The organism is Paenibacillus sp. GM2 (assembly GCF_900069005.2).
Classification (GTDB): Bacteria; Bacillota; Bacilli; order Paenibacillales; family Paenibacillaceae; genus Fontibacillus.
The window spans coordinates 1-21,901 of sequence record NZ_LN831275.1; the positions used below are offsets into that span (position 1 = coordinate 1).

26 protein-coding genes and 1 rRNA gene are annotated in these 21,901 nt (G+C 42.7%); 3 read left to right on the plus strand and 24 right to left on the minus strand.

The features are described 5' to 3' along the window. From BN1360_RS01710 to BN1360_RS01735, 6 genes are all read right to left on the minus strand, one after another. A 16S ribosomal RNA gene (locus tag BN1360_RS01710) occupies positions 1–126 on the minus strand; the annotation flags it as partial. Positions 127–419: 293 nt separating this feature from the next. After that, entirely contained in the window at positions 420–800 is a 381-nt protein-coding gene (locus BN1360_RS01715; RefSeq protein WP_068778186.1) for a VOC family protein, read from the minus strand. 551 nt (positions 801–1,351) lie between these two features. Further along, complete coding sequence (locus tag BN1360_RS01720; protein ID WP_068778187.1) at positions 1,352–2,074, minus strand: TraX family protein; 723 nt, start codon at positions 2,072–2,074, stop codon at positions 1,352–1,354. Between the two features lie 260 nt (positions 2,075–2,334). After that, positions 2,335–2,685, minus strand: coding sequence for a DUF2200 domain-containing protein (locus tag BN1360_RS01725; protein ID WP_068778188.1), 351 nt, complete (start codon positions 2,683–2,685; stop codon positions 2,335–2,337). Positions 2,686–3,033: 348 nt separating this feature from the next. Then, positions 3,034–4,023: a tRNA dihydrouridine synthase gene (locus BN1360_RS01730; protein ID WP_068778189.1), complete on the minus strand. Its 990-nt coding sequence runs from the start codon at positions 4,021–4,023 to the stop codon at positions 3,034–3,036. Between the two features lie 287 nt (positions 4,024–4,310). Then, positions 4,311–4,463 (minus strand): hypothetical protein, encoded by a 153-nt coding sequence (locus BN1360_RS01735; protein WP_157259330.1) that lies wholly within the window; start codon positions 4,461–4,463, stop codon positions 4,311–4,313. Positions 4,464–4,998: 535 nt separating this feature from the next. Here BN1360_RS01735 and BN1360_RS01740 point away from each other — a divergent pair. Continuing rightward, positions 4,999–5,151 (plus strand): hypothetical protein, encoded by a 153-nt coding sequence (locus BN1360_RS01740; RefSeq protein WP_157259331.1) that lies wholly within the window; start codon positions 4,999–5,001, stop codon positions 5,149–5,151. Positions 5,152–5,295: 144 nt separating this feature from the next. Here BN1360_RS01740 and BN1360_RS01745 read toward each other — a convergent pair whose 3' ends face one another. The 17 genes from BN1360_RS01745 to BN1360_RS01825 all read right to left on the minus strand — a co-directional run bounded on the left by BN1360_RS01745 (position 5,296) and on the right by BN1360_RS01825 (position 17,896). Continuing rightward, entirely contained in the window at positions 5,296–6,069 is a 774-nt protein-coding gene (locus BN1360_RS01745; RefSeq protein WP_082789897.1) for a DUF3800 domain-containing protein, read from the minus strand. 151 nt (positions 6,070–6,220) lie between these two features. Then, positions 6,221–7,365, minus strand: a protein-coding gene (locus BN1360_RS01750) for an IS3 family transposase (protein WP_420707865.1) whose coding sequence is annotated in 2 segments (ribosomal slippage) — positions 6,221–7,071 and positions 7,071–7,365 — 1,146 coding nt in all. Because the reading frame shifts where the segments join, the coding sequence is not laid out codon by codon here. Positions 7,366–9,029: 1,664 nt separating this feature from the next. Beyond that, complete coding sequence (locus BN1360_RS01755; RefSeq protein ID WP_068778193.1) at positions 9,030–9,356, minus strand: hypothetical protein; 327 nt, start codon at positions 9,354–9,356, stop codon at positions 9,030–9,032. Continuing rightward, positions 9,356–11,290: a tape measure protein gene (locus BN1360_RS01760; RefSeq protein WP_068778194.1), complete on the minus strand. Its 1,935-nt coding sequence runs from the start codon at positions 11,288–11,290 to the stop codon at positions 9,356–9,358. Before BN1360_RS01760 ends, BN1360_RS01755 begins: the two co-directional genes overlap by 1 nt. Further along, positions 11,278–11,475 carry a hypothetical protein gene (locus tag BN1360_RS01765; RefSeq protein ID WP_068778195.1) on the minus strand — a complete coding sequence of 66 codons (198 nt, stop codon included), beginning with the start codon at positions 11,473–11,475 and terminating at the stop codon, positions 11,278–11,280. Before BN1360_RS01765 ends, BN1360_RS01760 begins: the two co-directional genes overlap by 13 nt. 1 nt (position 11,476) lies before the next feature. Then, positions 11,477–11,866, minus strand: a complete 390-nt coding sequence (locus BN1360_RS01770) for a hypothetical protein (protein ID WP_068778196.1) — start codon at positions 11,864–11,866, stop codon at positions 11,477–11,479. A gap of 60 nt (positions 11,867–11,926) precedes the next feature. Further along, the gene (locus BN1360_RS01775; protein WP_068778197.1) at positions 11,927–12,538 is read right to left on the minus strand and encodes a hypothetical protein; all 612 of its coding nucleotides are present in this window, start codon (positions 12,536–12,538) and stop codon (positions 11,927–11,929) included. Further along, positions 12,531–12,701, minus strand: coding sequence for a hypothetical protein (locus BN1360_RS01780; RefSeq protein WP_157259332.1), 171 nt, complete (start codon positions 12,699–12,701; stop codon positions 12,531–12,533). Before BN1360_RS01780 ends, BN1360_RS01775 begins: the two co-directional genes overlap by 8 nt. A gap of 64 nt (positions 12,702–12,765) precedes the next feature. Beyond that, positions 12,766–13,092 (minus strand): hypothetical protein, encoded by a 327-nt coding sequence (locus tag BN1360_RS01785; RefSeq protein WP_068778198.1) that lies wholly within the window; start codon positions 13,090–13,092, stop codon positions 12,766–12,768. 29 nt (positions 13,093–13,121) lie between these two features. Then, complete coding sequence (locus BN1360_RS01790) at positions 13,122–13,532, minus strand: hypothetical protein (protein ID WP_068778199.1); 411 nt, start codon at positions 13,530–13,532, stop codon at positions 13,122–13,124. Then, positions 13,489–14,769 carry a replicative DNA helicase gene (locus BN1360_RS01795; protein WP_068778200.1) on the minus strand — a complete coding sequence of 427 codons (1,281 nt, stop codon included), beginning with the start codon at positions 14,767–14,769 and terminating at the stop codon, positions 13,489–13,491. Before BN1360_RS01795 ends, BN1360_RS01790 begins: the two co-directional genes overlap by 44 nt. Beyond that, on the minus strand, positions 14,726–15,535 hold the full coding sequence (locus tag BN1360_RS01800; RefSeq protein WP_229520748.1) for a conserved phage C-terminal domain-containing protein: 810 nt from the start codon (positions 15,533–15,535) through the stop codon (positions 14,726–14,728). Before BN1360_RS01800 ends, BN1360_RS01795 begins: the two co-directional genes overlap by 44 nt. Positions 15,536–15,577: 42 nt before the next feature. After that, positions 15,578–15,850, minus strand: a complete 273-nt coding sequence (locus BN1360_RS01805; RefSeq protein WP_068778202.1) for a hypothetical protein — start codon at positions 15,848–15,850, stop codon at positions 15,578–15,580. A 93-nt stretch (positions 15,851–15,943) separates the two neighbouring features. Beyond that, entirely contained in the window at positions 15,944–16,381 is a 438-nt protein-coding gene (locus tag BN1360_RS01810) for a helix-turn-helix domain-containing protein (protein WP_068778203.1), read from the minus strand. A gap of 25 nt (positions 16,382–16,406) precedes the next feature. Then, entirely contained in the window at positions 16,407–17,360 is a 954-nt protein-coding gene (locus tag BN1360_RS01815; protein ID WP_195714217.1) for a hypothetical protein, read from the minus strand. A 138-nt stretch (positions 17,361–17,498) separates the two neighbouring features. Then, positions 17,499–17,687 (minus strand): hypothetical protein, encoded by a 189-nt coding sequence (locus BN1360_RS01820; RefSeq protein ID WP_068778205.1) that lies wholly within the window; start codon positions 17,685–17,687, stop codon positions 17,499–17,501. Then, positions 17,684–17,896, minus strand: coding sequence for a helix-turn-helix domain-containing protein (locus tag BN1360_RS01825; RefSeq protein WP_068778206.1), 213 nt, complete (start codon positions 17,894–17,896; stop codon positions 17,684–17,686). Before BN1360_RS01825 ends, BN1360_RS01820 begins: the two co-directional genes overlap by 4 nt. Before the next feature lie 262 nt (positions 17,897–18,158). On the opposite strand from BN1360_RS01825, the gene BN1360_RS01830 reads away from it, so the two are divergent. Beyond that, positions 18,159–18,710, plus strand: coding sequence for a helix-turn-helix domain-containing protein (locus tag BN1360_RS01830; protein ID WP_068778207.1), 552 nt, complete (start codon positions 18,159–18,161; stop codon positions 18,708–18,710). A 147-nt stretch (positions 18,711–18,857) separates the two neighbouring features. After that, entirely contained in the window at positions 18,858–20,096 is a 1,239-nt protein-coding gene (locus tag BN1360_RS01835) for a site-specific integrase (protein WP_068778208.1), read from the plus strand. A 168-nt stretch (positions 20,097–20,264) separates the two neighbouring features. Here BN1360_RS01835 and rlmD read toward each other — a convergent pair whose 3' ends face one another. Further along, the gene (gene rlmD / locus BN1360_RS01840; RefSeq protein WP_068778209.1) at positions 20,265–21,785 is read right to left on the minus strand and encodes a 23S rRNA (uracil(1939)-C(5))-methyltransferase RlmD; all 1,521 of its coding nucleotides are present in this window, start codon (positions 21,783–21,785) and stop codon (positions 20,265–20,267) included. Positions 21,786–21,901: the final 116 nt, after the last annotated feature.

Here is a 21,901-nt window from a genome sequence, read left to right on the forward strand (position 1 = left end):
TACGTGTTACTCACCCGTCCGCCGCTAACCCTCTGGAGAGCAAGCTCTCCATTAAGTCCGCTCGACTTGCATGTATTAGGCACGCCGCCAGCGTTCGTCCTGAGCCAGGATCAAACTCTCCAATAAAGTGTTGCTCATTGAAAAGAGCGATTAGCTCATTTTGAATCTGACTTATTTCTTAGATTTCACTTGACGTGAAACCCGCTCACTCGTTGTTCAGTTTTCAAAGATCAACTTCGTTTTTAGCGTCGCTGCGTTCTCAGCAGCAACTCTTATAATATATCATGTCCAGTTCATCAATGCAAGCATTATTTTTCTTTTCTTTTTAGAAGCTGTCAACAACGCTTCAAATTAACGACCGGACTAATAATGTACCACGGTTATTCGCCCATTACAACACGTAAAATATTCCAATTCCTCTAAATAGCTATCCACCAAAACACACCGAATTTATCGATGAGATTAGAACAACACGGATTCCAATTACAAGAGCCGATGGGATCAATGACAGTGCCTCCATTGCTCAGTACATTATAAGCTTTGCGGACGGCTTCCTCAGTTCCCATATCGTATACATTAAATGCCATGGTCTGCCAAGTTGTTTTTTTATGAACATCGCAATCTTTTGGCGCTTCACTCACTGCCATAAACAGCTCGCCATTTAAAGTCAATTCACAATGCGCATAAGCGTTCTGTGTTTCATCCTTAATCTCCAGGCTTTTCTCTAATCCAAATGCTGAACAATACATATCAACCGCTTCGATACTTCCCCTTACATATGCTTGTGAGCTTATTTTCATTCTTCCTCTCCCTTCGATTATTTTCAATTCTCTTAAACACAAAATATTCCATATTCGTTATTATAACTCTATTATACAGAATCGGGCCCAAATCCTGGTGTTAATTTTGATACAGTTAACTGTTCACTAAGGCCAAAGTATTCACAGAAACTCACGATCCGACTCCATTTGGAAGGATCCACATCATTCGAGTTCACATCCATAAGAAGGGAATCTTCTATATGAACTTTTTCGATGCGTACTTCAATAGCAACCAGCGAGCTTGGTTCTTCGAATGGATGTAATCTCCACAAACCTGGCTTCTAGATGGACGAGGCACTCTTTGACACGTGGTGCATGAACTAGCTGTGTTGAAAGAGAGGTTAGCCATGCGGCGCCAAAATTATCCGCTTCGTACCTATAACCTCTCATTGCTTTGAATTCTGACACCGGATTTTGCCCCTTTAATAGAGTCAACCGATCAATTGCAAGAGTTGAACCAACGGGATGGAAGATTAAGTACACATTCGCCCCCCAAGGATCAAATTTTGAAAAAACCAAATGAAAGGCAGCTAATCCGAAACGATATACGCAATCGTTGTAATTATCCATAAATGAGCCGGATAGAAAACATAGAAGAAATACTTCGCAAATCTAGAGTTGCTTCCTCTTTTACCATTATATATATACAAAAACGGGATAACGAAGATAAACATGAAGTCCGAATTAAATGCCAGCATTTCGATTGTTGTTAACACATCTCCGTAATTTACAAATGACATCAAGAACAAAATAAGCGATAAACATAAATAACCAATATTTCTGTATTTGTTTTTACCGTAGGTGAAATAGGTTATAAGCATAAACGGTAGAATGACCATGCCGCCTTCAGCTATCAATATTCCGACCGCCAGCAAAACAACGGAGCAGATGAACCCCCATATTTTATTATTAATTCGGGTTAGTACTGTTAGCATGAATACACCGATAGCCAAGGTTAAAAATATGTTGTTATGAATGGCAATACCGCGATCCTCAAACATTAAGTTCAGCACATAGTTGCCTGCAAACATCATGACTGCCCATGAGAACAATCTTGTAAAATACTTTCTCAGATTGCTAGTATACATGAAACCTTCCACAGCGATATAAGCAAACCATACTCCAACCACTCTTGTGACAACATGGAAGATCATTACCCAAATTCCAGGTATAAAATAAGCGATATGATCCAGCACCATTAAACACGCCATAATTAATTTAATTTGAAATCCGTTAAGCCTCATTGTTTGCATATTGATCTCCTTTCTCCCTCTTTCCTCCTTATTGTTCTATATCGATTATAGTGATCTATGTAAAATCTTACGATCTACCCAACTTACACTAACATTACTTATTTGTAATAAAACATGTTATGGCCGTAAATCCCTTTGCTACATAAAAAAAGACGCAGTTTCCTACGTCCATCTTAAAAACAAATATTTGATTAACTAGCTTCATTCGATAAAATGACTTCATTTATTTAGCTTTGCGCATTCACTTCGGTTTCTTTATATTATTTCCGCAAAATCTTCTCCATTGCTTTTCCCTTGGCTAACTCATCGATCAGCTTATCCAAATAACGAATTTCCCGCATCGTTGGTTCTTCGATGTCTTCCACACGGACACCACAGACCACGCCTTTGATCAACTCCCGCGAAGGATTTAGTTGGGGAGCATTCGCAAAAAAAGTCTCAAAGTCCGTCGTTTGTTCCAGTTGCCCTTCAAACTCTTCCTGGCTATACCCTGTCAACCAACGGATAATTTCATCAACCTCTGCTTTCGTACGCCCTTTTCTCTCCGCCTTCGTAACATAATGGGGATAGACACTTGCAACACTTGTTGTGAAAATCCGATGTTTGGTCATGATTTGTCCTTTCCGTTCTATGCTTAGTTCTTAGTTCATAACTATCACGAATTTGTCTCTATATCAATGTTACTTCCTTCCGAAAGCCCCAATTCTTCCATCCCAAATCAACTTCCGACCTTCAGACTTACCATGACATGACTTATAGAAGTGCAGTGGAACAGTAAGGGTCTGCCGACAACTTCAAGACCAGACTTGGCCAAACAATAACGCTAAATTTCTATTTCGTCTCGGTAGCAACGCTATAGCCTTTACATATGTCGTACAAGCAAAATCAACATAGATCAATAACAGCTAATGGGATGCCTATACTCGTTTAATACCTAGGCTGTAGTAGAGAATCTGAACTTAATTTTCGGGTTCCTCCACCCCATCATGCTCCTTGCTGTCAAATTCATCAAGCAGCGCACGCACTTCATTTGTTGACTTTGTATTCATTAGGTTATTTCTTAATTCACTTGCCCCTCGGAATCCGCGGACATAGATTTTGAAGAAGCGTTGAAGCGGGCTGAACGAACGTGGTTTCTGTCCCGAATACTCATCATAGAGATCCAGATGCAGCCGCAGCAGACCCAGCAATTCCTCACTGCTATGTTCCTTCGGCTCCTTCTCAAAAGCAAATGGATTATGAAAAATACCGCGCCCGATCATAATGCCATCCACACCATATTGCTCGGCGAGCCTCAGTCCGGTCTGACGGTCCGGGATGTCCCCGTTAATGGTTAGCAGAGTATCAGGGGCCACCTCATCACGAAGCTTTTTAATCTCCGGTATCAGTTCCCAATGAGCATCTACTTTACTCATTTCCTCTCTTGTACGCAGATGAATGGACAGATTCACAATGTCTTGCTTCAGGATATGGGTTAACCAGCCGCGCCATTCGTCTATGCTGCTGAAACCGAGCCTGGTTTTTACACTGACGGGCAATCCCCCGGCTTTGGCAGCCTGGATGATCTCCGCTGCGAGTTCGGGACGGCAGATCAGCCCGCTTCCCTTCCCGTTCTCTGCTACATTTGCTACAGGACAACCCATATTAATATCGATGCCCTTGAATCCTTCTTGCGCCATGCCGATGCTCATCTGACGGAAGTATTCCGGCTTATCTCCCCAGATGTGAGCCACAATGGGCTGTTCATCCTCTGTAAAAGTCAGACGCCCGCGCACAGCCTGGTTTCCCTCCGGGTGACAATAACTCTCTGTATTCGCAAACTCCGTAAAAAACACATCCGGTCTGCCCGCCTCACTGACGACATGGCGAAAAACAACATCCGTCACATCTTCCATCGGTGCCAGTATAAAAAAAGGCCGTGGCAAATCACGCCAAAAATGTTCTGTCATATCAAAAACCTCTCTATCAATACCAGGATAAATCTTCATCCCGAAAAATAAAAACTGCAGAAATGGGCTGTTGCTATTGATAATAACAACGGCATGGAACCTTTGTTAATGATTAACTCAAGTGCAGTGATGCTACGCTCTCCACATGCACCGTATGCGGGCAACGATCCCTTTATAATACATTGTGTTATAGTATAAAGAAACCGTGCCAATTATAGGTTTTCTACAATCCTTTATCATCTTTTGTTATTAAATCCAACCCCATAACATCAAGTTTCACATCAATTTCACATCAATTCATACTTCTTTCCCGTAAAGATTTCCGCTAGGGCTAATTTACATCGATCGGGCAAATCGGTTTTAAAGGGATCGATTAAAACCTTCTCACCATCAATCATTATATACTGCCCAACTAACTTTAATTTTTTCCGCATTGCCATCGTCCTACATCCTCCTTCGTAAAATTCAAGCTTTATAAGTCCCATTCTTGACGGCCCTTTTTATAGCATCTGCACACAACTTATGTATAAAATCCTGGGTTTCTTGTGAGAACTGATTGATGTGTTTAGGACTACCGCTTCCTGGCTTTGGGTTGCTCGCTATGTTCTTGTCCCTCCTTGTTATTTAATCGATTGATTTCTTCTATATACTTTGGTAGCACTCTCCCGAGGAATTTATATAAATTCTTCATAGCTTGTTCGGATGGTTGAATTGTATCCATTTTGTATTAACAACACCTCTTAATTTATTTACTGTAATTATTATTTCTTATCAATCGAACTTTTTAAACCTTTAACTTATTCGTTTTTATAACTGGATTAAGGGGATAAAGGGGATTTAAAGGGGAAAGGCTTGATATATAAGGCTTTATAAGCTCTTCTTATTCCCGCAATTAATTCTGAATAAGTCGGGGGTTAAGTCTTAGCGACGGATAAATTTCCCGCAGATCTCAAACATAGGAGTGTATTGGAGACAATGAATAAACGTTTAGAACCTTATGAAGAACAGGCACTGGAATTGATAGCTAAAGGTGTGAAGCTTTTGTATGACAAGAAGAACAAAAATAGTGTTCAAAATAATAAGGAAGTCAATTTAAAGAACGAGAAGAAAGACAACGATCAGAAATAGTACCGGTTTAAAATAAACGTAAAAAAGCCCACCGACCATATAGGTAAGTGGGCTTGTTTATGAATTTACGAATTAAAAAGAGGCCCGGGTTAGCCCAGTCCCCTTTACTTGTTACTTCAATATTATAACCAAAGGGCAATTAAGTCAATCCTCTTCTTGTTTAATTCTTTGGTAAGTTTGGGATGGAAAAGCCTTTAATCCATATCCCCAAAAATCCCCGTTTGATCTAGTGTAGAACTTAGGTTTGATTTCTATGTATGATTGGTAACCTTTCGCTCTGCTGATTATTTTACGCGCAATGGGATAAATAATTAGATCGGTAAGCTGATTCCCGTTCTCGTTATTTATTTTTGGAATAAACTCCAGGTCAGTGATGCAACTTTTAAATTCAGCGCTAGATATATTTTTGTTGCCAAATTCCATCAATCTCTTAAATACATTGTACAGCCTTTCATTATCAGCATCTTCTCTTGATTCTGCTATAAGTAATGCTTTGTTCCCACTCCCTTTAAAATAAAAATAAAGCCTCTCCATAACAAATTCTAAAGTTAATACATACGGATTTGCAGGAGCTGCATATGTTCTGAAGTGGTCTGATTTGTTGATTCCGGCGGCGATTATTTTATAATCAAGTCCGCTTACAAATCCCGTTATATCATCAAGAAAGTGGGTTCTAATTTCACGATCGCGCAGTATATTAAACATTCCCCTCTGTTTTCTTATATCAACAGAATGGAAAATAATATTTCTATGTTTCCAATACTTATACTTAATCCCATCCATAGTAGGATTAACTAAGTTGTAATAGTATTCCCTTTCAAAAATGACGCTACCTAAAGCAAAAACAGGGAACTGAAGATCAATATGTTGCATGCTATGGTCTCCAGACTCATCCAGAAAAGCTATGTGAGTATGCATTTTGTCACCCCGAAAAATATGATGATTCTATCCTACCATATTTTCCCTCGCATCCATAGGATTAAAGATATTAATAGAACAAAAAAAGCCCCGAGAGCTATTAAGGGACTGACCCCCGTTTGTGAGACAGGGATCAAAACACCTTACAAGTTTAGGCAGCCAGTCGTCGGTAATCTACCGGTGACTGGTTGTTTAGTTTTGTTTGAATGCGAATTGAGTTATAGTAAAAGATGTAGTCTCGAACGGTCTGCTCGACGATTGCCGTCGTCGTACAGGTTAAACCTTCGAGATAGAACGTTTCAGACTTTAGCGTGGAATGAAACGATTCGATGGGGGCATTATCAGCGGGCGTACCCTTGCGGGACATGCTCATGGTAATGCCTTTTCCCTTTACAGCTTCTTGATACGCCTGGGATGTGTAGACGCTGCCTTGATCGCTATGGAGTATTGCGCCTCGTAGAGATGGCAACTGACGGAGTGTGTCAAGCACAAATGTAGTGTCCTGCTTGTCAGCTATACTGTATGCCACAATCTCTCCGTTAAACAAGTCTAAAATACTCGACAGATACAACATTTTCCCACCATACGGCAAATAGGTAATGTCCGTCACGAGTTTTTGCATAGGTGCATCGGCTTCAAACTGTCGCTTTAACAGATGGTCCGCGATATGTACTGGTTGCCCTGTAGGTTTCCGTTTCTTGGTTTTGACACGACATTGCAGCCCTTCACGCTGCATGATCCGTTGCACGCGTTTGTGGTTTACCTTGTCCTCTCTCTGAAGCAAGGCAGTTATTTTTCGGTATCCATAACGATATTTATGCTGTATACATAGTTCGCGAATTTTCTCTACCATGTGGTCCTCAGGTCGGTTCTCATATTCGGCCCTCCAGCGATAATAAGTGGCGCGAGGGACACCTATCCATTCACACGCTTGTTTCACACTAACTTCGCTCCGAACAGACTCGACCCACTCTACTACGATCCTTGACGAAACCTCCTCTCGAGCTCCCTGTACTTTTTTAGCAGATCTACTTGTTGTTTCAGAAACCGGTTTTCAGCTTTTACCCTCTCTAACTCCGAAGTATATTCGGGTCCTTTGCCATAGCTGTATTGTTTACCTACGGGCTGCTCTAACCGGTTCCACTCCCCATTCCGATGCCATCTCATCCAAGTTTTCAATTGTGTCTTGTTTCGTATGTTTAACTGCTCCATGACTTCCTTCACCGGTATACCAGCCAGTCTCATTTCAATAGCTTTCATTTTAACTTCTAATGGATAACTTACTCTTGTTGCCAACGCAAAAACACCTCCAAGGTTGTCTCCATATCTTACGACATGGTTGCATTCTCTTGAAGGTGTTTTAATTTGTCTCACATTATGGGGTCAGTTCCTTAACTCCCAGGGCTTCTTTACCGGTGTTTCCGGATTGCATATCAGGGGTGCTGATATGTTGAGTATAGAATACAGCGTTTGTCTTAATTTGTAAACTATATAAAGTCAGGTTTGCTTCACAAGATTCCTGATCCTTTTATTCTGGCCATACTAAACTACATCGCTACCCCCCTTTTTCTTTATATCATTCATTGTCATTGATCATCTTCCAAGCTGAAAGATTATTACACACCATTCAAATTCTATACCCGTCAGTTTGACGGGAGTTCAAGTTACTGGGAGTCCAATTTTGGACTGTGAACATTAACCAACGTAAAATTGCGTTCGTTGGCCATCAAACGCAACAAACTTGCTCACAAGCGCAAATATACCGAGTATTAACCAACCTGGTTAGTACTGAGGGAGATTTCTCCCTTAGCAGATTGCATCTTTCTTTTATATGTTTTCAACCTCAACATTTCTCAACAAAAGGGATGCAACGCAAAATGCAACGCACTACTAAGAAATACTCAGATAAATTCATGTGATTAGATGACCCCGTGGACCGCGGAGTCATCTTTAAAAGTACGAATTTCGTTCCTTTAATCATGGGGTTAAGGGCGCTTTTTGTGTGCAATTATGTCAGGGTTTGCAAGGTATGTTTGTGTGCACCTGTTAGGCCCCTCTCAAAATCTGAGAACGCAATTTTCCGTTTTCAAAACCAACCAGGTCGGCACAAATCCGTGCTCACCCTGCGCCGTCTTCTGATCCTGAATATATACCGTCCTGGTAGGTACTCACTTACCGTCAAACTGTCGAGTACTGATACTGTCCGTTATGCGGAGTTAAAACCTCGCGACGTCGCGAACTTTGTAAGGGGTGCTTATCTTTCAGCAGCCTTGTTTCTGAAGCAGAAACTCCACAGTAACCCAAGTATTTCCCGATGACCTACTTTCAAAGTATATCGTCCTGGATTCATTTAGCCGGCAGATAGAAGGGCGACCCATAATTGTCCTACCCTCTGAACCGAAAATTCGGCTGAGTAAATTCTCTGTGTTGAAAACGGAATTCAAGTTCGGATATGATCACCACGCTTTAATCAATTAACGTAACCTACATATGTACAAAATTCATATTTTGACTATATGTCTTTCCCTGTTGCTGATTACCACAAACCGCGTCATTATAAGGTTTTGCATTTGGCTCGCTTCTCTAATCACTGTGAATCATAGTTAAAATCGCTTGAAATTGCACTTTCTTGATGTTTTGAGAGGGGTTTTTCACTTAAATTCATCTTCGGATATGGTGATTCGCCATGTCTGAATTTCTAACAGGTTCCCGGAAGTGAAGGACAATTTGACCGGTACTCACCACAATTTTGTTGTCAGTCGAACGGTCCCCTGATTTGGTGAGCGTTGTAATTCTCACCCTCCAAAATTGGAGGATCACTTTACCACGGTCTTTCTTTATATACTTTTAAATGTTGGTGTTCGTTACCCTTGGAATCGTGAATTTCAAGGTTCGCTGAACGCGCACAACAAAGAGGACCCCCTAAACCTCGGGAGTCCTTCATAATGATCACTATTCCTTTACTTCCAATACATCCCCAGTCGCTTCATCATCTCTTTCACTTTGCGATTTAAAATGATCGGTTGGTCTAACACGTGGTTAGGTAGATCAATCCAAATCGCGGACGCTGGCAGGCTTAATTCATCTCTGAAGTGAAATGACAGTGTGACAGCTTCCAGGAGCGTCATCTTATTCTTAGACGTTAGGCCAAGCCCATTGGTGTGCCTAATGTGAAGTTCATACCTTCCGTCATCGTCAGCAGCCGCAATGATGTATTTACCTTCTGGGTAACATTCAAACGGGTTATGCGCGGACACTTCATATGTGTGAAAGTCAACTTTGTCCATTACGTATACACCCCGGCGGCAGATGCGGAGATATCTTCTTCCAGGGCTTTCGAAATGCGATCCATTATCTCATTGATATCAGACTCATTTCTTACATGTGTATCACCAAAGGAAACTGTAGGGGTTAGAGTCACAAAATTCTGAATCGACTTCATTTCGGCCAACTCTCGCATGGTCTTTAGATCCTCCTGGCCTATATCGACAGTATCATCAATTTTCCCAACGCTGTTTACTTTGTCGATCGTTCCACCATTAACAAAAGGACTACTGTTCACAATGTTATTTTGCTTGGACGCATCACTTTCCGCTTTTGCAGCTTTGGCAGCGGCTATCTCGGCATTTCTGGCGGCCGTGGATGCTTTTGATTCGGTTATCATAGCTTGTATTGCCTTTTCTCTACCGGCGATCTGTTCATTGACCTTGTTTGCATACTGAGCTAGCTCGTTATTCCTGGCTTGTTTTGCGGCCTCGTTTTCAATCTGAGCATTTGCACCAAAAGTCATCTGATCAATTAAGTCAATACTGACACCTGGGATTTTATTTAGAGTGTCTATAAACCCGTTGATAATGTCGATCCCACCGTTGACCATGTTTTGCAGGATCGTAAGGACACCGGCTTTCATGTCGCCCATGAAGTTTTGGATGTTTGTACTAACAGTCATAAAGGACAACTGTAGTTTATTGAACAGATTCATGACCCAATTAACACCGGTCATAAACCCGACTTTGACCCAATCCCAAGCAGTTAATAGCGCATTGCATACGATCATCCAAGCGATTTTCAAGCCCCCTACTGACTGGATCCACTTATAAATAGCCATTACTACTACACCAATGAGAAGGACGATCCAAGTTAAAGGGTTAGTAAGAAGTGTTGTGAAAAATGCTTTAGCCGCCCCCGTAGCAATCCACGTAGCTGCGGCCTGTATACCAAGCCCGACTGCTAATGTTGCCGCTCCTGCTGCTACACCAACGAGAACCGGTTCGATTTTAGACCAATTATCATATATGAATTGTGCCCCTCGTCCAATCACCTGTAATAACGGACCGAATGCATCAATCAAGATGTTTTGGATAAGCGTGCCCACCTGCGCGAACGTCATAGGCATAGAATTAAATTTTCGGTTTATTTCTTCTGTTGATGATAACATTGCATTTTTTACAATGTCGGCAGTGATTTGGCCATCTGTAGCCATTTCACGGATAGCACCTATCGGCACTTTCATATAATCGGCAATCGTCTGGATGACGTTCGGTGCTGCTTCGAAGACCGCATTCAATTCTTCACCACGTAGAACGCCTGAACCTAAAGCCTGGGTTAATTGCAGGGAAGCAGATGCCATTTCTGCTTGTGATGCACCAGCAATAACAAACTGCTTGTTCAGGTTTTCTGCAAACTGAATTGTTTGGTCATTGGAGCTGAAAACTGCGCCGGCTCTTTGCCCTAACTTTGCAACCACATCAGCTGTAGTTTGATAAGAGGCGCGTGAACGATTGGATGATTCCATGATTTTATCCTGCAACTGAGCTGTCGACTGCAACCCGTCATTCATCAGATTCAGCCGCGCCGTAGTGTTGCTGTACGCGTCACTAATGTTCATAACCGATTTAACACCTTGGAAGGCAAGATAAGCCCCTGCCATCCCCGTTATATTTCTCATTAGCCCAGAAGATGAAGCTGTCCCATTATTCATAGAACGATTAAATCTTTCTTGTGAGTTTGCTGCGTTTTGAATTTGTCGGTTTATTTCTGCTTCAGCTGAGGCTATTTGCTGTTTCGCTGCAACCAATGATTTATCTATGTTTGTATTCTGATTGGTCACATTCTGCATTCTTTGCATAGTTGAAACCATCATATTCATACTGCTGGTGATGCTTTTGAGCGGTCCGGACATAGCGTCGAACATTTTGAGTGTTGAGCTTACTGTGGCCATTCAATCCCCTCCTGGTCCGGTAGGTCGTCTTCATAGTCAATGTCATCTATGATAATGATTGTTTTGTCTGTTACGCCCGGCGGCAACTCTTCACCGGGGTATATAAATGCCACCGGTATAAATCCTTTATCTCTAATCGTTTGCTCTAACTTTTCTAATCGCTTCTTTAGTGCTTGATTCGCCATGTTATTCACTTCTCCTTTCCAATTCCGTTAATCTGGCTTCTATTTCTTCTAATTCAACCGCTTTAATGGCTGTTTCCAACACTGTTTTGGCAGCCATCACTCTAGCCATAGCAGGGGCCTTTGGATTGTCCATAACGCCCTCTAACGTCTCCACAGCCTTTACAGAAGACTGTTGTATTCTTGATATGGCTTGACCTACCGCCTGACGTTTTGCCCCTCTATAAGCCTCCTGAAAGCTGTTGTCCTGCATCCATCTGCGCAATGTTGTTTCACCAATCCCGGCAACTTTAGCAGCTGCGCTAATAGAAGGCTCTGACAATAAAGCAATAACCGCTTGTTCCTGCTTCCTGCTTTTCTTCTCTCCGTGCCCTGTGGAAATAGTACTTTTCATCTTTATCACCTCTCTCTATACAGAAGGAAGGTGAGATCTTCCCCACCTTCCCCCAGGTCATTACTGGGTCAGTTGTGAATCCAACTCCTTGGCCCAGCTCGGCAGTTCGCCCGTTTGATAGGTTTTATCAAGTTCGCTAGTATCAACAAAGGAAAGGAAATTAGGCAAGTTGCTAAGATGCCGCTGATAATACGGATTTTCAACACCTACCATATCCTCAACAGAACCCAACTCCTGTGCCATTCTAATGGCTTTCATCCTGTGGTCGCTTGCCTTTACTGCAAGCTGCAGGAGAGATCCAGCCAACGGCTTCGATTCTTCAATAATCGCATCAATACCATCCCGGATCACCTGAAACTCTCTCTGGTATCCGGCTTTAACTGTCTTGGCCAGCTCCTTCAGCTCCGCTTGCTTCGCACTCTCAAACCGTTCAAGGCGTTCCTTAGCGATCTCAATAATTTGGGCTTCATCATCAGCCGCGCGTTTGGCTGCGCCGATCTTGGCAGCACTGTGGATCTTTGTACCGCTGGTTTCTTCCTCTACCATCTTCCGGTATGCCTGATATGCTTCCTGGTGCGTCCCTTGAGCAGTTGCCAGTTCGGCCCGTGCATCCTCAATGCGTTTATCGTGTTTGGCCACAACCTCATAAAACTCGTTCAATTCTTTAAACATTCTTATTCCCCCATCCATTTCCCGTCTTTTTTTCTTGTTCCCACGGTGAATTCTCATGTAGATCCTTGTGGTACTGATCCACTTTGTTCATCTGTTCGGCTGCTAATTGTCCCTGTCCTTCGGTATGGTTGCGCCATTCATTTCTCTTCTGATCATCTTGCATTATCTATCACTCCTGATATTTATTTAAAAACTCATAAATTCATCCACCTGCGACTATCTGCGTTCTATTCCTGCAACGGAACTTTCCTCATCAACCCATCCCAAAAATCAAAATCATTTAACGGCTCCGGCGGTTCTTCTTTAGGTTTTAAACGGTTAGTGATGATTTCATAATGGAGGTTCATTCTTGCCATGAAATTATCAAGTTCCTCTGGCTTCTTTTTGCTGTACTCATGAAATATAAGCCTGAGTAATGTTTCAAGGCTGCCGATCCTTGACCTATCCGTTTCAATGGTTACTATGTTTCCTTCTAGCCGGATATCAAATCGTCTGCCTTTCTTTTTCTGTGGCTTCTCTTTGCTGTCTTTAGGCTCTTTGATTTTTTGACCCATAGTATTCTCCTTCTTGCCAGTTAGCTGATTTACAGAGCATCCCGAAGCCCTACACGCTTCCTACTACCTCGTTCCCTTGCCCTCCTTCTAGCTTGCTGTAGTTGTTCGCATAGCATGTTGTACCGTTGTACAGCTGCTTCATACTTTGGATGATGGGGACCGATCGACTCTATGAATTCAGCCCCCTTTATGATCCGCTCTTGTAACCTTCCCTCGTGATAATCCACTAGCTCATCGAAAATAACTTCAAAGTGGTCGTAAATGCCTGTACTTGTCTCAGCCTTACATACCTTGCTTAAAAAGTTTAGGTAGACATCCGGCTCCATATGATCACTCTGTAAGGCCATTTCTACCTGTCGTATAAGAGTGTCCTGATACCCTCTGATTAGTTGATGATTATCCTCGGAATAACTCTGTAATTCGTTGTGTGGTTCTGTCATAGTGCAGTTCCACCCTCCCGCACTTTCCATTTCGTTGTTTCGTGAAATTCACTTCCAAAATATTAGGAGTATCGGTATTCGGGTTGTAGTAATCATCCCTGTATAACAAGCCGATCACATCCGCACTGGTCTCAATTCCTGTGCTTCCGGATAGATCCGCATTACCTGGACGCTTGTCCTTGCGTTCCTCTACCCCACGAACAACTTGAGACAGTCCCATCACATGGCAATCGCACTCCTGAGCTGCAGAACGAAGCTTCCTACACACTCGAGCTAGGGCGCTTCCCCCATTGTCATTTATCTCTCCTGTTTCCTTAACATCCTGTAAATAATCAACCACCACGAAATCAAGGCCTAGCGTTCGTTTTAAGCGCCTCATTTCATCGGTAATGTAATCAGCCGACACCGCTCTTGTATCGTCGATATACAGGCGTTTAAGGGCTTCCTTGTGCTTATTCATACTTACATAGTGGTTGTGTGCTAATCTCCCCGTTCTAAATTGCTCAAAATTCACTTGCATGAGGTTGGCTATCATCCGAAAGTATAATTGCTGTTTAGACATTTCAAGCGAGAACATAGCGCATTTATAACCGGCTTTACTCAGCCTCAGAAGCATTTCGATTACAAAGGCTGTCTTTCCCATGCTTGTACGTGCGCCAATCACCGAGAAGTCTTGTCTGTGCCATCCTGTAGTCATTCCATCAATGGTTTTCATCCCAGTAAGAAGGCCATAGGCTAATGACGGGTCTTGAGCAATCTTCATAACATGAGCCGTCCACTCCTCAACATCACGATCAGGATCGGAGCTATCCTTGCTCTCACTAGAGCTAAGCTCGAACACGGATTTCTGCAAGTCCCTTAATAGTTCGTCAGGATCTTCTCCTTCTGACGTAGTTTCTGCAACCCGTCTCGATAATCTTAGAAGCTGCTGACCAAGAAGATTCTTTTTCAGAGTCCTAATCAGTCCTGGTATCCGCTTCTCGCTATAGTAGGCTGAGCGCAATTCATGTAGAAGCTTGATGTTGCTCATATCGCAACGCTGGACAATCCCTTGGAAACTCAGTCCTTCTTCAGAATCTGTTTCATGAAGGATTTTATAAAGCCAGTCGTATTCTCCGAAATGCTCCGGTGTGAGGCCTGACTTCCAGCTTGGGAACAGTGTCGGATCGCTTAGAAAAGCTCCAAGCAATTCTTCATTCGGTTGGGCCTGTCTCGTTTCTACGTCTGTAAATTTCATCGAGAATACTTACCTCCTCATTGCTTGGTGCAAATAACTCCAATGGGGGATGTTTGTTCCTGCGCTTCCGATTCGCTTGGTTAAGATAGTTCTCAAAATTAGTAGGTGTAAAAAGGGTATTAGGTCGTAAATACTTCTCGTACTTATCATTACCTAGCCACTCTTCAACTTTGATATCTATCACCTTTTTCAAATCTTCCATTGTTCGCCCATCATTCAATCTTCCGGAAATCAATTCAACCGTCCTTTTGGTTTTACTGCTGTAGTTCGTTCCTACCTTCTCGTTGAGATAGGAAACGATCTCGACAATATATTCTTTATTGTCATTATTAACATTATTGTTTATATTGTCGGGTTGCCGTTGCTTTCGTGGAGGGTTCGTTGATGAGTCGACGTTGCCTTCGTCGTTGCTTTCGCTAGTTGCCTGACCTTGATAATCCGCATAATTACTAATGGTTACAATGATTGCTTGCGTTGCTTTCGTCGTCGTGATCATCGTTGCTCTCGCGTTGCCTTCGTGGGGCCTTCGTTCCGATTTCATCGCTTTACCGCGTAAAAACTCTAATACCTGGTACACTTGGTCCTTGGTAGGCCGTTCCACTCGGGCTCCTACACGCCATTTACAGGCTTCTATGATCTCTGGAATAGATGTTCTTACCTGTCCTCTCTTTAAGCCCTTATAGTCTGAATGCTGGGCAGACAAAAGGAGATAGATCCAAACTTTAATGTATAAGGGCGGCTTCTCCCAAATCTCGCTTTCAATCATTTTTCGATGTAGACTAATCCATCCGTTCATCAAACCACCTCGTTATTTCTGACCGAATGCCATTTGCAATAGTCGCTTCAAAGAATCATCCCCTTCAACCATGCGATAAATAATCTGAGCTACAAAGTTGCGCCGTTCTTCCAAATGAATTCCGTCTAAAGCATTTATCAATGCGTTTGAATCCGTGTCTCCCTGCACAAATGCCACCCAATCAAACCTGATGTGTCTATAGCAACCAGCGAAGCATTCTAACGGCTGCTTCGGGTATCTTCTGAGAAAATGTACAAGTTCAACAAAAGGAATGCCCTCAGACATTACACACCTCTCCTTGACGAGATCATCCCTTGACTAATTTCTTGAAGTTATGTAATAATGTCGCCAAGGGAATACCCATTGTGTTAAATTGCCTTAACGTCCGGCCAAAGACAGGTTAAGGTGATTTTTATTTCTCGCTAACTCGTTAAACACATTGAGCAATACCGCATTTTCATGCTGTACATCATTTAAAAGTCGGCTCAAATCTTTGAATATGTCATGCTCTGCATACTCGGGATCGCTTGAATGAAGCAGCAATATTTCAGATACTTGATTCATTATGGAAGTAGTAAAAGTTAAGTTCCGTGCTAGTGGATAGACCTTTAAGTTTTCTTGACTAAATGTGACATCATCCAGCGATACCCCATAAATATTGCAAAGTTCAATTGCCTCATCCGCAACCAATTCCCCGGGATTTTCTTCAAACCATGCAATCCGTCTAACAGAGTGCCCCGTCTTCTCGGCCACCTCCTCATATGACAAACCTTTCTTCTTCCGCGCTTCTTGCAGAGACACTTTTTTTGTTCCCATCGCCAAAACCTCCTTTTTTTGTTCTTCAATGATCTTCCTGTACCGCTTTATTCGTGCTTATAAGCTTCAAGGTAGGCTTATTCGGAGTAAGAGATACTACATCTCCATATTCATCAAAATCTGCCGTATAAGTCTGTAATGGCTTGCCTGTAATCTGTTCAAGTAGTTCAAACGGGTTAATCGCTTTAGTGCCGGTTTCTTCCTCATATTGATCCATCATCTTGAACATATGGTCCATGAAAATATCGCATAGATAACAGTCATCGGGATGCTCAATCTTTTCTATAAAAATCAAATTTTCAAAGGTTTCTAAATCAATCTCTTCAGGGATGCTTGCATACTGTTCACTAAACTTCTCGAAGTGTACACCGTCCCAATACTTCCCTTTCTTTTTTAGCGTAATCACTTGCAGCAAATCATCTCGTTTTATAGTCTCACCATTCAAAAACAAACTGTGAATGTTAAACATGTAATCCTGATCGTCTTCAAGAGCTAAGTCAATCAACTCTTTCGTTTTATTTTGGAGAGCTAGTATATTGGTTTGAATGTTAAATAAGTCATCTGAACGCCCCTGCTTGGTCAGCTCCCTTGCCTTCATATCAATTTCTTTCAATTCAGCAAACAACTTTCTGATAACTTCTTTCTGCTGACTGAATTCACGCTGCAATTCGACTATTTTTCGGTAGAAAACTCTTAGAACAGCCAATGCATTTAGTGGGCCATAAGATTTCAGGCGATTAGTACGTTCAAATTCAGACTGCACAAATTGATCAACCCCTAACTCGGCGGCTTCCTGCAATAATCGCTCTCTTTCTGTTTCAGGGATACGCTTGTAAAATGCTGATCTGAATGATTTTAAAATTGCATTTTGATAATCATTCATCTTTAAACTAAGCGCTCCATGAATTAGTTCAGTTTCAATGGATTCGTGATTAAGCTTGCCAATCCAGTCAACTAATCTTGTCTCTAGTTGTTTCACATCAAAGGGGTTTAACATCAGGACAACGTTCCTTTCGGATTATATTTTTGACTATAATAGTATGTTGAAGTGGGCTATCGAACCATAAACGCGCCAGGTTTGTAATGCTTGTCCGCTATGGCAACTCTTAAGAGTCGCCTAAACTTCACCACCTTGCGCAATTATCTGATTCGCAATTATCCAACCGGCAGCGTGGTACTCAGATAAAATCCTTTCGATGCCTTCAGGAGTCTTCTCAAAGCAATCGTCACAAATTGAGATATGCACATTGCCATAAGTGATCTCTTTAATTACATTTCCAGTAGTCTGAACACCTCGGTTAGTCATCCCCTTCCCCCTCCCCCTTGGATGGACAACTCTTTAATTTCAGAAGATTGGCTTCGTAACCAATTCTCAATAACTTCTCGGTGGAAAAGAATTCGACTACGAATTTTTATGTGTGGAATCTGTTCTTCTCGCGCCATTTTATAAATCGTTGCCGTAGAAACACCAACTAATTCTGCTGCTTCAATTACGTTTAATGTAATTTTTATCATTTTATCCAGCCTCCTTGATTAACTTATAAATTCTCATTTTCTGCACCATCCAATGTTTTACGTCGTGGTCATTGTGCAGTGCGAAAACAACCCATTTATTCAGCTCTCATCATTCACCTCACATATATTCATTATGAATAATTTATTCTATGAGAATAATTTACCATGTGTTATTCTATTTGGCAACCCCTTTCATTGTGTTGTATTCATTTTGAATATTTTATATACTTTGATTAGTTATAATGAGAGGGATGAGAATTGTATGGATTCTGAGGAACAGAAGAAATTATTTGAGGCCAAAAAATTCGGAAATTATTTAAGAAGTTTAAGAAAAGGAAAAGACATGACTTTAAAACAATTATCTGAAGCAACGGAGCTTACCATTGGGTATTTATCGAACATCGAAAACGGTCGGAGAGGGATTCCTTCCCCAGAAATATTAAAAAAACTCGCCGATCCATTAGGTGTCTCTTATGGTGAGTTAATGTTTTATGCAGGATATTTAAATAATGAGTCGGGTATTTCGGAATTGTCTGCGGAAGAGAAAGAGGGAATAGAGTTTCAAGTACTATACTTAACAAGCGGTGAAGTCTTAAGAGGAGAAGAAGCCACCAACTATTTACGTTCACAAGGAGTAGTCTTTAAGAGCGAGGAAGAGGCAGAGGAAGCTGGTAAAAGGGCTGATGAATTAGAGTTGTTAAACATCTTAAATAAAAGCATTACCTTATTTGGGCATAGTTTAACTAAGGATGACCGAAAGCGAATCGAAGAAATGCTTGAATTAATGTTTCCGCAATATGCCCCCAAAGGATAGCAAATAATTAATCCCGGGCTTATTCAGAAGTTAATTTAGGATAAAGTAATGTCTGAAAAGCCTCATATAGCAAGGGATCTCCGTTTAAGTCCCCTTTTCCCCCTTAATCCTAGGAAATACATATTAAAATGCAAAGGAGTGAATGAAATGGCTAATATTCAAAAGCGCGGTGAAAATTCCTGGTTCTTTACCGTGTATACAGGTAGAGGACCGAACGGAAAGTATGGACGCAAAACAAAAACCATCACGATTACCGATGAAGCATTACTGAAGACGACAAAGAAGCTGCAAAACTACTTAGACGATGAATACTCAAAGTTCCGTCAAGAAGTTGAAGCCGGTGAGTACATCGCACCCCAGAAGATGACATTCAGCGCCTTCATTGAGGAATGGCGTACAAAGTACGCTTCCAAGCACCTTGAACATAAAACGCAATATACCTATGAATCGCACTTAAAAAAGCGGATCATACCTACTTTTGGGCACATGAGGCTTGAAGATATAAAGCCACTTCATGTTGTGGACTTTCTCGAGTCTTTAGCCAGGGACGGAAGCCGTGGTGATAATAAGGCCGGCAGCTTATCTTCTGGTACTGTTCAAATGAACCACAGAGTTCTAAAGAATATCTTTACTCGTGCTGTTGAGTGGAAGATCATCAAGACTAATCCTGTTGCTTCTGTTCAAAAGCCAAAAGTAACAAGCAAGGAAATTGTGCCCTATGATGAAGAAGAAGTATCCCACTTGCTCCAAGCCCTTGAAAAAGAACCCTTTCACTGGCGTATGATGATCACTCTGGCTCTGACAACAGGAATGAGGCGGGGCGAATTATTAGGTTTAGAATGGAAGCACATCGACTGGAAAGCTGGGGTAATAGACGTTAATCAAACCCTGGTTCATGCACTTAAAGGTGAAATAATTGTCAAAGAACCGAAAACCAAGAACTCTAGGCGCAAGGTATCGTTGCCGGCCTCAGTACTTGAAGAATTACGGGAATACTATGCCTATAGAGTTAAAGAAAGGGACAAGCTGGGTGATGCTTGGAACGGAAGGGATCGGGAAGGACGTGAATGGAACTTTGTATTCTCACATGCTGATGGAACGCCATTTCATCACGAACGCCCGTATCTGTGGTTTAGACAGTTCATTATGAAGAACGGGTTTCGATACATTCGTTTTCATGATCTACGTCATACATCGGCAACACTGTTGATTAACCAAGGGGTTCATGCAAAGATCATTTCTGAACGACTAGGACACGGAAACATTACAACAACCATGAACATATACGGTCATGCTCTCCGTTCAGCTGACCAAGCAGCGGCAGATAAGCTTGATTCACTGTTTTCTAAACGCGAAAATAAGCAAAGCAAAAAGACACTCGGTTAATCGTACTGAGTGTCTTCTTTTATGTTGAATTATAATCATTTATTGTGGGTGTATTCGAATTTTCACATCAATTTCACATCAATCTAGAAATTTTACATCTGTTACAATCAGAATACGCTATCTGTAATACCTCACAACCTTTGATACATAAGGGTTTATTAATCTGTATCATTTGCGCACAATTAAAACTACGTTCTCAATATGTGTCGTATGCGGGAACATATCCACTGGCTGCACCTCAACGGTGCGGTAGCCGCCGTCTTCCAGTACACGCAAATCCCGTGCCAACGTGGACGGATTGCACGATACATAGACCACTCGCTTCGGCTTCATTTCGAGTATCGTCTCTAACAGACGAGGATTACAGCCTTTGCGCGGCGGGTCGACGACGATGATGTCGGCTTCGACGCCTTGCTCCTTCCAGGCCGGGATGACATCCTCGGAGGCGCCGACCTCAAAGGTTACGTTATTCATGCCGTTCAGCTCCGCATTGCGACGCGCATCTTCAATCGCTTCCGGTACAATTTCGACTCCATATACTTTAGCGGCATGCTGCGCCAGGAACAAGGAAATGGTGCCGATTCCGCAATAAGCGTCGATTACCGTCTCTTGGCCGGTGAGTCCGGCATATTCTACAGTTCTCCCGTACAACAACTCGGTCTGCACAGGGTTCACTTGATAAAAAGAACGCGCCGAGATGGCGAACTTCACATCTCCGATATAATCATAGATCGTCTCACGCCCCCACAGGACGCGGGTGACATCGCCAAAGATGACATTCGTCTGTCTCTTATTCACGTTCTGACAAATGCTCGCGACCGCTGGAATTTCATTGCGGATCGCTTCGATCCACTCCTTGACATGGGGAATCTTGTCCCCATTCGTCACTAGAACGAGCATCATTTCGCCCGTACGGAAGCCTACCTTCACGACAACATGGCGAAGCAAACCTTGTCCGGATTCCTCATCGTAGGCAGTGATGCCAAGACGACGAGCGATCTCCTTCACTCTAGCAACTACAGCGTCATTACTCTCATGCTGGATGAGACAGGTCTCCATGTCGATGATGCGATGGCTGCCACGGGCATAAAAACCGCCGACCAAGGCCCCATCCGTCACACCAACAGGTACTTGAGCTTTGTTGCGATAACGCCATGGTTCAGACATTCCCAGGGTCGGAAGCACCTTAATAGGGTCAACTTGCTTCGCCAGGCCCGTTCCTTCAGAGTTCCAAGCATTCTTTCGCTCATCTGGCACTGCAGAGCTCTCCTCTTCCTTCGCTACCGTCAGTTTCCCGATCCGCTCCAGGGCATCTACGACATGCTGACGCTTCCACTCCAATTGGCCCGAATAGCTCAAATGTTGAAGCTGGCAGCCGCCGCATTGATGATAGATCGGGCAAGGCGCTGCTACACGCTGCGGACTGGTCTGAAGCAGCTCTAGCAGCTTGGCGTAACCATACTGCTTCTTCGTCTTCAGCACCTTGACCCGCGCTTGTTCACCCGGGAGCGCCCCTGCGACGAACAGCGTGTAGCCTTCGGCACGGCCTACACCCTCACCGTCATGGTTCATCCCGATGATGTCGATCATTACCTCGTCATTCTTGGCAACCGGTAATCCGGCTAGCGCTTCCTTATTACCTGTATCCGCTGCCTTCCTGCCTCTTGCCCGATCCCGCTGTTTCCTCATGGCTACCGCTTCACTTCTTTCCACTTAAGTCTAAGTCTATTTCATGTTACGACGTACACTCTCTCACTTCATGCAAAACCCCCGCCAATAAGGCAGGGGAACGCTGATTCCAGTTT

Bases quoted from the DNA above. Each gene is read 5' to 3' on its own strand.
- BN1360_RS01715 (WP_068778186.1), bottom strand. From the start codon at position 800: ATGAAAATAAGCTCACAAGCATATGTAAGGGGAAGTATCGAAGCGGTT.
- BN1360_RS01720 (WP_068778187.1), bottom strand. From the start codon at position 2,074: ATGCAAACAATGAGGCTTAACGGATTTCAAATTAAATTAATTATGGCG.
- BN1360_RS01725 (WP_068778188.1), bottom strand. From the start codon at position 2,685: ATGACCAAACATCGGATTTTCACAACAAGTGTTGCAAGTGTCTATCCC.
- BN1360_RS01730 (WP_068778189.1), bottom strand. From the start codon at position 4,023: ATGACAGAACATTTTTGGCGTGATTTGCCACGGCCTTTTTTTATACTG.
- BN1360_RS01735 (WP_157259330.1), bottom strand. From the start codon at position 4,463: ATGGCAATGCGGAAAAAATTAAAGTTAGTTGGGCAGTATATAATGATT.
- BN1360_RS01740 (WP_157259331.1), top strand. From the start codon at position 4,999: ATGAATAAACGTTTAGAACCTTATGAAGAACAGGCACTGGAATTGATA.
- BN1360_RS01745 (WP_082789897.1), bottom strand. From the start codon at position 6,069: ATGCATACTCACATAGCTTTTCTGGATGAGTCTGGAGACCATAGCATG.
- BN1360_RS01755 (WP_068778193.1), bottom strand. From the start codon at position 9,356: ATGGACAAAGTTGACTTTCACACATATGAAGTGTCCGCGCATAACCCG.
- BN1360_RS01760 (WP_068778194.1), bottom strand. From the start codon at position 11,290: ATGGCCACAGTAAGCTCAACACTCAAAATGTTCGACGCTATGTCCGGA.
- BN1360_RS01765 (WP_068778195.1), bottom strand. From the start codon at position 11,475: ATGGCGAATCAAGCACTAAAGAAGCGATTAGAAAAGTTAGAGCAAACG.
- BN1360_RS01770 (WP_068778196.1), bottom strand. From the start codon at position 11,866: ATGAAAAGTACTATTTCCACAGGGCACGGAGAGAAGAAAAGCAGGAAG.
- BN1360_RS01775 (WP_068778197.1), bottom strand. From the start codon at position 12,538: ATGTTTAAAGAATTGAACGAGTTTTATGAGGTTGTGGCCAAACACGAT.
- BN1360_RS01780 (WP_157259332.1), bottom strand. From the start codon at position 12,701: ATGCAAGATGATCAGAAGAGAAATGAATGGCGCAACCATACCGAAGGA.
- BN1360_RS01785 (WP_068778198.1), bottom strand. From the start codon at position 13,092: ATGGGTCAAAAAATCAAAGAGCCTAAAGACAGCAAAGAGAAGCCACAG.
- BN1360_RS01790 (WP_068778199.1), bottom strand. From the start codon at position 13,532: ATGACAGAACCACACAACGAATTACAGAGTTATTCCGAGGATAATCAT.
- BN1360_RS01795 (WP_068778200.1), bottom strand. From the start codon at position 14,769: ATGAAATTTACAGACGTAGAAACGAGACAGGCCCAACCGAATGAAGAA.
- BN1360_RS01800 (WP_229520748.1), bottom strand. From the start codon at position 15,535: ATGATTGAAAGCGAGATTTGGGAGAAGCCGCCCTTATACATTAAAGTT.
- BN1360_RS01805 (WP_068778202.1), bottom strand. From the start codon at position 15,850: ATGTCTGAGGGCATTCCTTTTGTTGAACTTGTACATTTTCTCAGAAGA.
- BN1360_RS01810 (WP_068778203.1), bottom strand. From the start codon at position 16,381: ATGGGAACAAAAAAAGTGTCTCTGCAAGAAGCGCGGAAGAAGAAAGGT.
- BN1360_RS01820 (WP_068778205.1), bottom strand. From the start codon at position 17,687: ATGACTAACCGAGGTGTTCAGACTACTGGAAATGTAATTAAAGAGATC.
- BN1360_RS01825 (WP_068778206.1), bottom strand. From the start codon at position 17,896: ATGATAAAAATTACATTAAACGTAATTGAAGCAGCAGAATTAGTTGGT.
- BN1360_RS01830 (WP_068778207.1), top strand. From the start codon at position 18,159: ATGGATTCTGAGGAACAGAAGAAATTATTTGAGGCCAAAAAATTCGGA.
- BN1360_RS01835 (WP_068778208.1), top strand. From the start codon at position 18,858: ATGGCTAATATTCAAAAGCGCGGTGAAAATTCCTGGTTCTTTACCGTG.
- rlmD (WP_068778209.1), bottom strand. From the start codon at position 21,785: ATGAGGAAACAGCGGGATCGGGCAAGAGGCAGGAAGGCAGCGGATACA.